Source organism: Pseudomonas sp. UV AK001 (assembly GCF_046097675.1).
In the GTDB taxonomy this organism is placed as follows: domain Bacteria; phylum Pseudomonadota; class Gammaproteobacteria; order Pseudomonadales; family Pseudomonadaceae; genus Aquipseudomonas; species Aquipseudomonas kribbensis.
On the sequence record NZ_JBJUVZ010000002.1, the window covers coordinates 563,533 to 577,292 of the forward strand.

Genomic DNA, 13,760 nt, shown 5'->3' on the forward strand with positions numbered 1-13,760 from the left:
TGCATGTCTTTCGATCTCGCCGCACGCCTTGCTGCCCGTCGTGCCGAAAATCTCTATCGCCAGCGACCGCTGCTCGAAAGCCCACAAGGGCCGGAAGTGGTGGTCGACGGTCAGCCGTTGCTGGCGTTCTGCAACAACGATTACCTGGGCCTGGCCAATCACCCGCAAGTGATCGAGGCCTGGCGCGCCGCTGCCTCCAAGTGGGGCGTTGGCGGCGGTGCTTCGCATCTGGTGATCGGCCACAGTGGCCCGCATCATGAGTTGGAGGAAGCCCTGGCCGACCTTACCGGACGGCCACGTGCGCTGTTGTTCACCACCGGCTACATGGCCAACCTCGGGGCGGTCACGGCGCTGGTCGGGCAGGGCGACACGGTGCTGGAAGACCGGCTCAATCATGCGTCGTTGCTGGATGCCGGATTGTTGTCCGGCGCGCGCTTCAATCGCTATCTGCACAACGACGCCGACAGCCTGGCCAAGCGTCTGGAGAAAGCTACCGGCAATACGCTGGTGGTCACCGACGGCGTGTTCAGCATGGACGGTGATCTTGCCGACCTGCCGGCGCTGGCCCGAGAGGCCAAGGCCAAAGGCGCTTGGTTGATGGTCGATGACGCCCACGGTTTCGGTCCGCTGGGAGCGAACGGTGGCGGGATCGTCGAGCATTTCGGTTTGAGCCAGGAGGACGTGCCGGTGCTGGTCGGCACGCTCGGCAAAGCATTCGGCACGGCTGGCGCGTTCGTGGCCGGCAGTGAAGAGTTGATCGAAAGCCTGATCCAGTTCGCCCGCCCGTACATCTACACCACCAGCCAGCCGCCGGCGCTGGCCTGCGCGACGCTGAAAAGTCTGGAGTTGCTGCGCAGCGAACACTGGCGCCGCGAGTATCTGCAGACGCTGATCCGCCAGTTCCGCCACGGTGCCAAACAGATCGGACTGGAACTGATGGACAGCTTCACACCGATCCAGCCGATCATGATTGGCGATGCCGGCCGTGCCGTGCGTTTGTCGCAGATGCTGCGCGAGCGGGGGCTGATGGTCACCGCGATCCGCCCGCCGACCGTGCCTGCCGGCAGTGCGCGGCTGCGGGTCACCTTGACCGCCGCCCACAGCGAGGCGCAGGTGCAACTATTGTTAGAAGGACTGGCCGATTGCTTTGCCCAACTCAAGTCGGAGCCAAGCCATGCGTGATCGACTGATTCTGCTCCCCGGCTGGGGCCTCGGAGTTTCTCCGCTGGAGCCGTTGGCCGCTGCGTTGCACGGACTCGACGAGCACCTGCAGGTCGACATCGAGCCGTTGCCGGAGCTGGACTCCAGCGATCTGAACGACTGGCTCGACGAACTCGATGAGCGCATCCCTGAAGATGCCTGGCTCGGCGGCTGGTCGTTGGGCGGGATGCTTGCTTCCGAGCTGGCGGCGCGGCGTGGCGAACATTGCTGCGGCTTGCTGACCCTGGCGAGCAATCCTTCGTTTGTCGCCCATGAACAGTGGCCGAGCGCGATGCCCGGCGAGACCTTCGATGCGTTTCTGGCCGGCTGCAGCGCCGACCCGCACACGACTCTCAAGCGATTCTCTCTGCTCTGTGCCCAAGGCGCGCAAGATGCGCGTGGCTTGTCGCGGCTGTTGCTCGGCGGCGCGCCGAATACCTCGCCGGCCGCGTTGATGGCCGGTCTGGAATTGTTGGCGCAGATCGATACGCGTGAAGCCTTGCAGGCGTTTCGTGGCCCGCAATTGCATCTGTTCGGCGGGCTGGACGGGTTGGTGCCGGCAGAGGCCGCGGGCGAATTGTTCGCGTTGCTGGCAGATGTCGAAGTGGGTCTGATCGAGCAGGCCAGCCATGCGTTTCTTCTGGAAGACCCCCACGGTGTAGCGGGTGCGATCCAAGCGTTTTTAAGTGAGTGCGGTGATGACTGATTCGTCTGTTGCGGCGTTGCCGGGCGGCTTGCCTGACAAGCGCCAGGTCGCGGCTTCTTTTTCTCGCGCAGCGGCCAGCTATGACAGCGTCGCCGAGTTGCAGCGCGATGTCGGTACGCAGTTGATGAATCGCTTGCCGGTGGATTTTCGGCCGGCACGCTGGCTGGATCTGGGCTGCGGCACCGGGTATTTCACACGGGCGCTGGCCGAGCGATTTGGTGAGGGGCTGGCGCTCGATATCGCGGAGGGCATGCTCAATCACGCGCGGCCGTTGGGCGGGGCCACACACTTCATTGCTGGCGACGCCGAACGTTTGCCGTTGCAGGATTCGACGTGTGATCTGATCTTCTCCAGCCTCGCCGTGCAGTGGTGTGCGGACTTCGAATCGGTGCTCGGCGAAGCGTTTCGGGTGCTGAAACCGGGGGGGATTTTCGCGTTTGCTAGTCTTTGTGTAGGGACGCTGTTCGAACTGCGCGACAGCTGGCGCCAGGTCGATGGCCTGGTGCACGTCAACCGCTTCCGCGAGTTCGCTCGCTACGAGCAATTGTGTGCGACCAGTGGCTTGCGCAGTGTTTGTCTGGAGAACCGGCCGCATGTGCTGCATTACCCGGATGTGCGCAGCCTGACCCATGAACTCAAGGCCTTGGGCGCGCATAACCTGAACCCTGGCCGACCGGGCGGATTGACCGGTCGGGCGCGGATTCTGGAGCTGGTCGAAGCCTACGAGCAGTTCCGTCAGCTTGCGGGATTGCCGGCGACTTATCAGGTGGTCTACGCCGTGTTGGAGAAACCCTTATGAGCGCAGCCTATTTCATCACCGGAACCGACACTGACGTTGGCAAGACCACCGTCGCCGCCGGGTTGCTGCACGCTGCGCGCTCGGCGGGGCTGAGTACGGCGGCGGGCAAACCGGTGGCGTCCGGTTGTGTGGTGACGCCCAGAGGTTTGCGCAATTCCGATGCGCTGGCGTTGCAGGCCGAATGCTCGTTGCCGCTGACGTATCAACAGGTCAACCCGGTGGCGTTCGAGCCAGCGATCGCGCCGCATCTGGCAGCGCGTGAGGCGGGTGTGGCGCTGACCGTGCAATCGTTGCTGGCACCGATGCGCGAGATTCTGGCCATGAACGCCGACTTCACGCTGATCGAAGGCGCGGGTGGCTGGCGGGTGCCGCTGGCGGATCAGGATAATCTGTCGGACCTGGCGATAGCGTTGCAGCTGCCGGTGATTCTGGTGGTGGGCGTGCGCCTTGGGTGTATCAGCCATGCTTTGCTGACGGCCGAGGCGATTGCCCGTGACGGGCTGCAACTGGCTGGGTGGGTGGCGAACATCATTGATCCGAAGACTTCGAGGCTTGAGGAAAACCTGGCGACGCTGGCCGAACGGATTCCGGCGCCGTGCCTGGGGCGAGTGCCGAAACTCAAGGCCGTCAGTGCCGAGGCGGTCGCCGAGCATTTGCAACTGGACCTGCTCGACTGATTTTGGCTATGACAAGGCACTGTGCCATTAGTGTTTTTGACGGGTGTTTTTCTGACGCCTCTGGTTCAATGGCACCCATTGATCCTTCCCAAGGATGAGAGCTCCCATGGAAATCTCCGGAAACACAGCTTTTTATGCAGGCCTGAGCACCATTCAGACCGGGCAGAACCGCGTCGATCAGGCCGCCAGCCAGATCGCCAACAACACCATTGAGCGTTCGGTCACCAGCCAGTCTTCCGAGGCCCAGATCGATCGCCTGCGCGGTATCGATCGCAGCCAGCAAATGGATCCGGGCAGCGCCATGGCCGAGATGGCCCAGGGCAAGTTTCAAGTGGAGCTGGGCACGAAAGTCGCCAAGGCTTCCGATGAAATGCTCGGTACGATCATCGACACGTTCGCCTGATTTTCTGATCTGCGCTTTGCCAGACGCCGCGACTGTTCGCGGCGTTTTTCGTTGTAAGTCCTTCTCCCTCAACTAATCTTTTTCCATTGCACATGGCTCGTCCGGGCGCATGTCGCGGTGCTGTATCCGGCATTCGGAAAATGTGATGACGAATGGCAAAAGAACGACGCTTGACAAGATTTCGGCGTAAACGTATGTTTCAAACAACTGTTTGACCGTCACAACAAATCAATGCGGTCGTTCATTCCCGGTTACATCAGCAGAGGTTTATCGCTATGCCTGACTACAAGGCCCCCTTGCGTGATATTCGCTTCGTTCGTGACGAACTGCTCGGCTACGAAGCGCACTATCAGAGCCTTCCAGCGTGCGCAGAGGCAACGCCGGACATGGTTGACGCCATTCTCGAAGAGGGCGCCAAGTTTTGTGAGCAGGTGCTGGCACCGCTGAACCGCGTGGGCGACATCGAAGGTTGCACCTGGAGCGAGTCCGGCGTGAAAACCCCGACTGGCTTCAAAGAGGCCTACAAGCAATTTGTGGAAGGTGGCTGGCCAAGCCTGGCTCATGACGTCGAGCACGGCGGTCAAGGCCTGCCTGAGTCGCTGGGCCTGGCTGTCAGCGAAATGGTCGGCGAAGCCAACTGGTCGTGGGGCATGTACCCGGGCCTGTCGCACGGCGCGATGAACACCATCTCCGAGCACGGCACCCCAGAGCAGCAAGAGGCCTATCTGACCAAGCTGGTCTCCGGTGAATGGACCGGCACCATGTGCCTGACCGAGCCGCACTGCGGCACCGACCTGGGCATGCTGCGTACCAAGGCCGAACCTCAGGCAGACGGTTCCTACAAAGTCTCCGGCACCAAGATCTTCATCTCGGCCGGTGAACACGACATGGCCGACAACATCGTTCACATCGTACTGGCCCGCCTGCCGGATGCACCGGCCGGCACCAAAGGCATTTCCCTGTTCATCGTTCCGAAGTTCCTGCCGAATGCTGACGGCACCGTTGGCGCTCGCAATGCTGTGAGCTGCGGTTCGCTGGAACACAAGATGGGCATCCACGGCAACGCCACTTGCGTGATGAACTTCGACGGTGCGACCGGTTTCCTGATCGGCCCGGCGAACAAAGGCCTGAACTGCATGTTCACCTTCATGAACACCGCACGTCTGGGTACCGCGCTGCAAGGTCTGGCCCACGCCGAAATCGGCTTCCAGGGCGGCCTGAAATACGCTCGCGATCGCCTGCAAATGCGCTCCCTGACTGGCCCAAAAGCGCCGGACAAAGCCGCTGACCCGATCATCGTGCACCCAGATGTCCGCCGCATGCTGTTGACCATGAAGGCATTCGCCGAAGGCAACCGTGCGATGGTGTACTTCACCGCCAAACAGGTCGACATCGTCAAATACGGCGTGGACGAAGAAGAGAAGAAGAAAGCCGACGCACTGCTGGCCTTCATGACTCCGATCGCCAAGGCGTTCATGACCGAAGTCGGTTTCGAATCCGCCAACCACGGCGTGCAGATCTACGGCGGCCACGGTTTCATCGCCGAGTGGGGCATGGAGCAGAACGTTCGCGACAGCCGCATTTCGATGCTGTACGAAGGCACCACCGGCATCCAGGCACTCGACCTGCTGGGCCGTAAAGTGCTGATGACTCAAGGCGAGGCTCTGAAAGGCTTCACCAAGATCGTCCACAAGTTCTGCCAGAACAACGAAGGCAACGAAGCCGTCAAGGAATTCGTCGCCCCGTTGGCTGCACTGAACAAAGAGTGGGGCGAGCTGACCATGAAGGTCGGTATGGCCGCCATGAAAGACCGCGAAGAAGTCGGCGCGGCCTCCGTGGACTACCTGATGTACTCCGGTTACGCCTGCCTGGCCTACTTCTGGGCCGACATGGCGCGTCTGGCTGCTGAAAAACTGGCTGCCGGCACCAGCGACGAGGCGTTCTACACCGCCAAGCTGCAAACCGCGCGCTTCTACTTCCAGCGCATCCTGCCGCGTACCCGTACGCACGTGGCAACCATGCTGTCGGGCGCCAACAACCTGATGGACATGAAGGAAGAGAACTTCTCGCTGGGCTACTAAGCCTTAACGCGGTCGTTCTGAAAACCGCTGCTCCTTCGGGGGCAGCGGTTTTTTTTGTGCCCGGATTTCCCCAATCCCGGGGCTGGTTCCCCAGCGCTGATGACGGCTTTGCTCAGCCGATCCCCCAGCCCTGATTGATTCAAGATGTTTCCCGAAGAGTGGCCAATTAATTGCACTGCCCGAATTACCGGTGCCGACCAGAACTGCCTGCTCAAAGAAGCATGACGCCCGGGACTTAACAACTACAGTCAGGGTGAAGCCTATGAACATCAGTCGACTCGCTCGTTTGACCTTCTGGTTACCCGTCGCGCTGTCAGTCCACAGCGCATGGGCCGCCGACCCCGCCGAAGTCGATCCTCCCGTGCCCGAGGTGCCGTCACTGCAATCGTTGCGCGGGATGGTTCCTCCCGATCCGTCCGGGACCGAAGGCGGGCGAAAGGTCGATCTGATGACCGACTACGTGCTCAACCGCTCTGCCGCCATCCTGTTGGGCAAGGCGTTGTTCTGGGACATGGAGATCGGCAGCGACGGCGCGACTGCATGCGCCTCCTGCCACTACCATGCCGGCGTCGATCACCGCATCACCAACCAGATCAACCCCGGCCAGGCCAACACCAACGCCAACGTCGCGTCGATTTTCAACAAGCCGTTTGTGGCCTCCGACATTCCCGGTGACGTGGCGACTTACTCAACCTTGTCCGGTGGCAAGGGCGGGCCGAACTACACGCTGAAGAAAACCGACTTTCCGACTCATGTGCTGAGCAATCCGCTGGAGCGCAACTCACCGATCGTTTTCTCGACTGACGATGTGGTCGGCTCGCAAGGCGTGTTCGATGCCAACTTCGTCAAACCCAACCAGCCGCGTTTCGACAAGTGCACCCAGCAGCCGGACGGCCTGTTTCAGGTCGGCGGCATCAACGTTCGACGCAGCACCGGGCGCAACGCACCGTCGGTAATCAACGCCGCGTTCAACGTGCGCAACTTCTGGGACGGCCGGGCCAACAACGTGTTCAACGGGTTTTCGCCGTTCGGCAATCGCGATCCGGATGCGGGGATCTACGTGACCAGCGAACGCAGCACGGTCGCCACTAAAGTCAGGCTGGCACTCAACGATGCATCTGCCGCCTCGCAAGCCGTCGGCCCGCCCGGAAGTCCGGTGGAAATGTCCTGTGGCGGCCGTACCTTTGCCGACATCGGTCGCCGGATGCTCGACACGCTGATGCTCAAGCAGCAACGGATTTCGTCCAGCGATTCGGTGCTGGGGCCGGTGTCCGGCGCACGGCGTCCGACCTATCGCGAACTGATCAAAAATGCCTTCCAGCCCCGGCTGTGGAACGCCACGCAAAGCGTGTTGGTGGGCGGCGCGCCGTACACCCAGATGGAAGCCAATTTCCCGCTGTTCTTCGGCCTGGCGATCCAGATGTACGAAGCGACGCTGATCTCCGATCAGGCACCGATCGATGCTTACCTGCAAGGCGATCACACCGCGATGAACGCGCAGCAGGTCGAGGGCATGAACCTGTTCCTCGGCAAGGGCAAATGCGTCAATTGCCACGGCGGAGCGGAACTGACCAATGCCGCCAGCCGTTTGCTGATGCACCCTCGCGAGCGCATCGAACGGATGGTGATGGCTGATAATCTGACCACGCTCTACGACAACGGCTTCTACAACACCGGTGTCCGCCCGACTTCGGAGGATCTCGCCCTCGGCGGTGCGGATGCCTGGGGTAATCCGTGGTCGTTTACCCGCCAGTACAACACGGTGTTGCAGGGTGGAAAATCCGTCGATCCGCTGGATGTCGACGTGTGCACCTTCGAGGCGCCGCTGAGTGCAGCGATTCCGTGCGATGCCACGCTCAAGCCGAATGTCGGGTTCCGCGATTCAGTCGACGGCGCATTCAAGACCCCGACCCTGCGTAACATTGCCTTGACCGGCCCGTACTTCCACAACGGCAGTCGCGCCACGCTCAAGCAGGTCATGGAGTTCTACAACCGTGGCGGCGACCGGCGTGGCGAGGATGCCAACAACACCAGCGGCTTCGAGCATCCGGCGGTGAATCAGCACAACACCTCCAACCTCGATCCGGACATGACGGCGCTGAACCTGACGCCTGACGAAATCGATGCGCTGGTGAAATTCATGGAGGTCGGCCTGACCGATCCGCGCGTCGCCTGGGAACGGGCGCCATTCGATCATCCGTCTCTGGTGATTCCGCAGGGCCACGTCGGTGATGAAAATGCCGTGACCCAGCGCCCGGCCAGTCCGAAAGTCACGACCCGCCAGGCAACGGATGCAGTGCTCAATCTCAAGCCTTATGGCGCTGAAGGCCGGCCGGCGGCGGAGGGACCATTGCAGCCGTTCTACAACGATCTTTGAGTAGAAATGATCGTCATGGCCATCAAACATGATGGCCATGACGGAAGTTTCATGTTTGTCAGGGAAAAAACCTTGATTGAAGGCTCAGAAACCAAGGGATTCGGCCGTTAAAGAGACAACCTGTGATCTGGATCACATTGTGTGTGCTTAACTGGCCACATTGCAGGCACAATGCCATCTCTTTGCCAAGACGGTCGGAGCTTTACCCTTGCCGCGTTCTTCCGCTGTACGTTTCAGTCATTTCATACCTTCACTGCTGTTGTTGCTTGCGGGGTTGGCGGCTGCGTACGTCAAAGACCTCAATGTGTTCTTCACCTCGCTGTTCAACGTGTTGCCAACCCTGGTGCTGTTGCTCGGCGGGTCGTATTGCGCGGTTTACCGACGCCAGCGCGAACTGTTTCTGATGGTCACGGTGTACATCGCCTACTTCCTGCTCGATACCCAGACCGACTATTACCGCGACAACGGCAAGGTGCGCGAAGACGCGGCCGTGGTGTTCCATCTGGTGTGTCTGCTGCTGCCCTTGTTGTTCGGTCTGTTTGCGGCGTGGCAGGAGCGCACGCACCTGTTTCAGGACATGGTGGCGCGCTTTGCCGTGCTGCTGGCGTTTGGCAGCGTGGCGCTGGGACTTGAGCAAAGTTACCCGCAGGCGTTGCTGATGTGGCTTTCGGAGATCCGCTGGCCGGCCCTGCACGGCGCTTGGATGAGCCTGATCCAGATGTCCTATCCGGTGTTCCTCTCGGCGTTCCTGTTGCTGGCCTGGCAGTACTGGCGCAACCCGCGTCCGCTGCACGCGGCGCAACTGGTGGGGTTGCTCGGGGTGTTCTGGATGCTGCCGAAAACCTTCATCCTGCCGTTCACCCTGAACATCATGTGCAGCCAGGTCATGCTGATGATTGCGGCGGCGGTGGCGCACGAGGCGTATCAAATGGCCTTCCGTGACGAGCTCACCGGTCTGCCGGGCCGTCGTGCGCTCAACGAGCGCATGCAGCGTCTGGGGCGCAACTATGTGCTGGCGATGAGCGACGTCGATCATTTCAAAAAATTCAACGACACCCACGGTCACGACGTGGGTGACCAGGTGTTGCGACTGGTCGCCAGCAAGCTGTCCAAAATCAGCGGTGGCGGTAGGGCGTATCGCTACGGTGGTGAGGAATTCGCCCTGGTGTTTGCGGGCAAGACCCTTGAAGAGTGCATGCCGCACCTGGAAGTCATCCGCGAGTCGATTGCGTCCTACAACATCCAGCTGCGCAATCAGGAAAACCGCCCGCAGGACGATCAGCAGGGGCGACAGCGACGAGGCGGCTCCGGTGCGTCCAGCGTATCGGTCACGGTCAGTATCGGTGTCGCCGAACGGGTCGAGCAGCGGACCCCGGAAGACGTGCTCAAATCCGCCGACCAGGCGCTCTACGCCGCCAAGGGCGCGGGCCGCAACTGCGTGATGGCGTTCGGTCAGAACCGCCGTGGCGCAGTGCGCATGGACAGCGCCGCAGGTTGAGTGATGACGGCGCATTCAGCGTCTGGACAGTGATTGTGGGGCAGGGTGGCCGGCAGTAGGTTGAAACGATCTGCTGACGGAGAAGCCACCATGCCCGAGTACAAAGCTCCCCTGCGCGACATGCGCTTTCTGATCGACCACGTCTTCGACTTCCACACCCGGTACGCGGCCCTCGGCGCTCACGACGCCAGCCCGGACATGGTCAACGCGATCCTCGAGGAGGGCGCGAAGTTCTGTGAGAACGTTCTGGCACCGCTCAATCGCAGCGGCGACGAAGAAGGCTGCCATTTCGACAACGGCGTGGTGACAACGCCTGCAGGCTTCAAGCAAGCCTTCGCACAATACGTGGAAGGTGGCTGGCACGGTCTGGCTGCGGATCCGGCTTACGGTGGCCAGGGCCTGCCGAGTTCGCTGGGGCTGGTGATCAGCGAAATGGTTGCCTCCAGCAACACCTCCTGGGGCATGTACCCGGGCCTGACCCACGGCGCGATGTCGGCGATCCACGCCCACGGCACCGACGAACAGAAAAACACCTATCTGCGCAAACTCACCGCCGGGCAGTGGACCGGCACCATGTGCCTGACCGAAGCCCATTGCGGCACCGACCTGGGCATCATCAAGACCCGCGCCGTGCCCCGGGCCGACGGCAGTTATGCGGTCACCGGCAGCAAGATTTTCATCTCCGCCGGCGAGCACGACATGAGCGACAACATCATTCATCTGGTGCTGGCCAAACTGCCGGACGCCCCGGCCGGGACCAAGGGGATATCGCTGTTCATCGTGCCGAAATTCCTCCCGGATGCAGCCGGCGAGGCGGGGGAACGCAACGGCGTTTCCTGCGGTTCGATCGAGCACAAGATGGGCATCAAGGCCTCGGCCACCTGCGTGCTGAACTTCGATGACGCCAAAGGCTTCCTGATCGGCGAGCCGAACAAAGGCCTGAATTGCATGTTCACCATGATGAACCACGCGCGGCTCGGCACCGGGATGCAGGGTTTGTGTCTGGGCGAGGCGAGTTTCCAGGGCGCAATCAAATACGCCAACGACCGCTTGCAGATGCGCGCCCTGACCGGCGCCAAAGCTCCGGACAAACCGGCGGATCCGATCATCGTCCATCCGGACGTGCGGCGCATGCTGCTGACCATGAAAGCCTTCAACGAAGGCAACCGCGCGCTGACCTATTTCACCGCGCAGATGCTCGATGTTGCGCACCTGAGTCCGGATGCCGAGGCGCGTCAGGAGGCCGAAGATCTGTTGGCGTTTCTAACGCCGATCTGCAAGGCGTTCATGACCGACACCGGCCTGGAGGTGACCAACCACGGCATGCAGGTGTTCGGTGGCCACGGTTTCATCCGTGAGTGGGGCATGGAGCAACTGGTTCGCGACTGCCGGATTGCACCGATCTACGAAGGCACCAACGGCATTCAGGCGCTGGATCTGCTGGGCCGCAAAGTCCTTGGCAGCCAGGGCAAGCTGCTGCGCAACTTCACCAAAATCGTCCACAAGTTCTGCGCCGCCAACGCGGGGCACGCGCAACTGGGCGGATTTGTGGCGCAGCTCGATGGCCTCAATCAACAGTGGGGCGAGCTGACCATGCAGGTCGGCATGGCCGCGATGAAGAATCCGGATGAGGTCGGCGCCGCGTCGGTGGATTACCTGATGTACAGCGGTTACATCGTTCTCGGCTACCTGTGGTTGCGCATGGCGCTGGTTGCTCAGGCGCAGCTGGAGTCGGGCGAGGGGGATGGTGATTTCTGCCAGGGCAAACTGGCGACGTGCGAGTTTTACTTCAAGCGTCTGTTGCCGCGTACCGCAGCACATCGCTCGGCGATCGAGGCGGGCAGTGATTGCCTGATGAAACTGCCGGCTCAGTTGTTCTCGCTGTAACACGCCCCTGTTAAACAAAAGAGCCCGCTGATTGCGGGCTTCTTTATGGCTGATTGCTGGTGACTAAAAATAACAAAACAGTCACCGCCTGACCCTATGTGTCGCAAAAGTTGTTGGGTTACACTCCAGCTCAACGAAAACACCCTTCCACGAATCACCTGTTTAGATCTTTGCGAGGTTTGCCATGGCTGACTACAAAGCGCCGCTGCGCGATATGCGCTTCGTCCTCAATGAAGTGTTCGAAGTCGCCAAACTCTGGGCCGAACTGCCGGCCCTGGCCGAGACCGTCGACGCGGAAACCGTTGAAGCCATTCTCGAAGAGGCCGGCAAGGTCACCAGCAAAAGCATCGCGCCCCTGAGCCGCGCGGCCGACGAAGAAGGCTGCCACTGGGCCGACGGTGCCGTCACCACCCCGGCCGGTTTCCCACAGGCCTATCAGACTTATGCCGAAGGCGGCTGGGTCGGTGTTGGCGGTGATCCGGAATACGGCGGCATGGGCATGCCCAAAGCCGTGTCGGCTCAGGTCGAAGAGATGGTCAACTCCGCCAGCCTGTCCTTCGGTCTGTACCCGATGCTGACGGCCGGCGCGTGCCTGTCGATCAACGCCCACGCCAGCGAAGAGCTGAAAGCCGCGTACCTGCCGAACATGTACGCCGGCGTCTGGGCAGGTTCCATGTGCCTGACCGAGCCGCACGCCGGTACCGACCTGGGCATTATCCGCACCAAGGCCGAGCCTCAGGCCGACGGTTCCTACAAGGTCAGTGGCACCAAGATCTTCATCACCGGCGGTGAGCACGACCTGACCGAAAACATCATCCACCTGGTGCTGGCCAAGCTGCCGGACGCGCCAGCGGGGCCGAAAGGCATTTCGTTGTTCCTGGTGCCGAAGTTCATGGTCAATGCCGATGGCAGCCTGGGTGCGCGTAACCCGGCGAACTGCGGTTCGATCGAACACAAGATGGGCATCCAGGCTTCGGCCACCTGTGTGATGAACTTCGACGAAGCCGTGGGTTACCTGGTCGGCGAGCCGAACAAGGGCCTGGCCGCGATGTTCACCATGATGAACTACGAGCGTCTGGGCGTCGGTATCCAGGGCCTGGCCACTGGCGAGCGTTCCTACCAGAACGCCCTCGAATACGCCCGTGATCGTCTGCAAAGCCGTTCGCCGACCGGCGCGCAGAACAAGGACAAGGTCGCCGATCCGATCATCGTCCACCCGGACGTGCGTCGCATGCTGCTGACCATGAAAGCCTCGAACGAAGGCGGCCGTGCGTTCTCCACCTACGTGGCGATGCAGCTCGATACCGCCAAGTTCAGCGAAGACGCAGCTACCCGCAAGCGTGCGGAAGATCTGGTTGCCTTGCTGACGCCGGTGGCCAAGGCATTCCTGACCGATCTGGGTCTGGAAACCACCGTCCACGGCCAGCAGATCTTCGGCGGCCACGGCTATATTCGTGAGTGGGGCCAGGAACAGCTGGTGCGTGATGTGCGCATCACCCAGATCTACGAAGGCACCAACGGCATTCAGGCGCTGGATCTGGTGGGTCGCAAGATCGTCGGTAGCGGCGGCGCGTTCTACAAACTGTTCGCCGACGAGATCCGCCATTTCACCGCGACTGCCAGTGCCGATCTGGGCGAGTTCACCAAGCCGCTGAATGACGCTGTCGACAATCTCGACGAACTGACCTCGTGGCTGTTGGACCGAGCGAAAACCAACCCGAACGAAATTGGTGCGGCGTCGGTCGAGTACCTGCAAGCCTTCGGCTACACCGCTTACGCCTACATGTGGGCTCTGATGGCCAAGGCATCGCTGGGCAAAGAAGCGCAGGACGATTTCTACGCGAGCAAACTCGGCACGGCGCGGTTCTACTTTGCCCGCCTGCTGCCGCGGATTCACTCGTTGAGCGCTTCAGTGAAGGCTGGCAGCGAGTCGCTGTTCCTGCTGGATGCTGCGCAGTTCTGAGGTTGTAACGTCATGTAAGCGATCTCTTACATGACGTGCTGCTGTTCTCCCATAGGCGCAGATTGGATCCAGAGCTAATCTAGTTTCCATGGACGTCGCGCAGGAAGCGCAAAGCAACAACACGGACACGTAAGGATTCTGCCAGGGTGGCGGAGTGAAATGGATGTCA

Annotated in this window: 10 protein-coding genes; all 10 read left to right on the forward strand. The window is 61.2% G+C overall.

The genetic code is table 11. From position 1 onward, the window contains the following. Positions 1-3 precede the first annotated feature (3 nt). The 10 genes from bioF to ACKLNA_RS10685 all read left to right on the forward strand — a co-directional run bounded on the left by bioF (position 4) and on the right by ACKLNA_RS10685 (position 13,591). Positions 4-1,182, forward strand: a complete 1,179-nt coding sequence (gene bioF, locus ACKLNA_RS10640; protein ID WP_408985825.1) for an 8-amino-7-oxononanoate synthase — start codon at positions 4-6, stop codon at positions 1,180-1,182. After that, on the forward strand, positions 1,175-1,906 hold the full coding sequence (locus tag ACKLNA_RS10645; protein ID WP_408985826.1) for an alpha/beta fold hydrolase: 732 nt from the start codon (positions 1,175-1,177) through the stop codon (positions 1,904-1,906). Before bioF ends, ACKLNA_RS10645 begins: the two co-directional genes overlap by 8 nt. Then, positions 1,899-2,705: a malonyl-ACP O-methyltransferase BioC gene (gene bioC / locus ACKLNA_RS10650; RefSeq protein WP_408985827.1), complete on the forward strand. Its 807-nt coding sequence runs from the start codon at positions 1,899-1,901 to the stop codon at positions 2,703-2,705. The genes ACKLNA_RS10645 and bioC overlap by 8 nt, the downstream gene beginning before the upstream one ends. Further along, on the forward strand, positions 2,702-3,382 hold the full coding sequence (gene bioD / locus ACKLNA_RS10655; RefSeq protein ID WP_408985828.1) for a dethiobiotin synthase: 681 nt from the start codon (positions 2,702-2,704) through the stop codon (positions 3,380-3,382). Before bioC ends, bioD begins: the two co-directional genes overlap by 4 nt. Before the next feature lie 106 nt (positions 3,383-3,488). Further along, positions 3,489-3,785 carry a pyrroloquinoline quinone biosynthesis protein PqqE gene (locus ACKLNA_RS10660; RefSeq protein WP_085709192.1) on the forward strand — a complete coding sequence of 99 codons (297 nt, stop codon included), beginning with the start codon at positions 3,489-3,491 and terminating at the stop codon, positions 3,783-3,785. Positions 3,786-4,060: 275 nt separating this feature from the next. Then, the gene (locus ACKLNA_RS10665) at positions 4,061-5,866 is read left to right on the forward strand and encodes a phenylacyl-CoA dehydrogenase (protein ID WP_408985829.1); all 1,806 of its coding nucleotides are present in this window, start codon (positions 4,061-4,063) and stop codon (positions 5,864-5,866) included. A 262-nt stretch (positions 5,867-6,128) separates the two neighbouring features. Beyond that, positions 6,129-8,243: a cytochrome-c peroxidase gene (locus tag ACKLNA_RS10670; protein ID WP_408985830.1), complete on the forward strand. Its 2,115-nt coding sequence runs from the start codon at positions 6,129-6,131 to the stop codon at positions 8,241-8,243. A gap of 208 nt (positions 8,244-8,451) precedes the next feature. Further along, the gene (locus tag ACKLNA_RS10675) at positions 8,452-9,741 is read left to right on the forward strand and encodes a GGDEF domain-containing protein (protein WP_114885924.1); all 1,290 of its coding nucleotides are present in this window, start codon (positions 8,452-8,454) and stop codon (positions 9,739-9,741) included. A gap of 90 nt (positions 9,742-9,831) precedes the next feature. Then, positions 9,832-11,628 carry an acyl-CoA dehydrogenase C-terminal domain-containing protein gene (locus ACKLNA_RS10680; protein ID WP_408985831.1) on the forward strand — a complete coding sequence of 599 codons (1,797 nt, stop codon included), beginning with the start codon at positions 9,832-9,834 and terminating at the stop codon, positions 11,626-11,628. Positions 11,629-11,812: 184 nt separating this feature from the next. Then, positions 11,813-13,591, forward strand: a complete 1,779-nt coding sequence (locus ACKLNA_RS10685; RefSeq protein WP_085709197.1) for an acyl-CoA dehydrogenase C-terminal domain-containing protein — start codon at positions 11,813-11,815, stop codon at positions 13,589-13,591. The last annotated feature ends 169 nt before the right edge of the window (positions 13,592-13,760 follow it).

Excerpts from the sequence above, each read along its gene's own strand:
- bioF (WP_408985825.1), top strand. The coding sequence starts at position 4 with ATGTCTTTCGATCTCGCCGCACGCCTTGCTGCCCGTCGTGCCGAAAAT.
- ACKLNA_RS10645 (WP_408985826.1), top strand. The coding sequence starts at position 1,175 with ATGCGTGATCGACTGATTCTGCTCCCCGGCTGGGGCCTCGGAGTTTCT.
- bioC (WP_408985827.1), top strand. The coding sequence starts at position 1,899 with ATGACTGATTCGTCTGTTGCGGCGTTGCCGGGCGGCTTGCCTGACAAG.
- bioD (WP_408985828.1), top strand. The coding sequence starts at position 2,702 with ATGAGCGCAGCCTATTTCATCACCGGAACCGACACTGACGTTGGCAAG.
- ACKLNA_RS10660 (WP_085709192.1), top strand. The coding sequence starts at position 3,489 with ATGGAAATCTCCGGAAACACAGCTTTTTATGCAGGCCTGAGCACCATT.
- ACKLNA_RS10665 (WP_408985829.1), top strand. The coding sequence starts at position 4,061 with ATGCCTGACTACAAGGCCCCCTTGCGTGATATTCGCTTCGTTCGTGAC.
- ACKLNA_RS10670 (WP_408985830.1), top strand. The coding sequence starts at position 6,129 with ATGAACATCAGTCGACTCGCTCGTTTGACCTTCTGGTTACCCGTCGCG.
- ACKLNA_RS10680 (WP_408985831.1), top strand. The coding sequence starts at position 9,832 with ATGCCCGAGTACAAAGCTCCCCTGCGCGACATGCGCTTTCTGATCGAC.
- ACKLNA_RS10685 (WP_085709197.1), top strand. The coding sequence starts at position 11,813 with ATGGCTGACTACAAAGCGCCGCTGCGCGATATGCGCTTCGTCCTCAAT.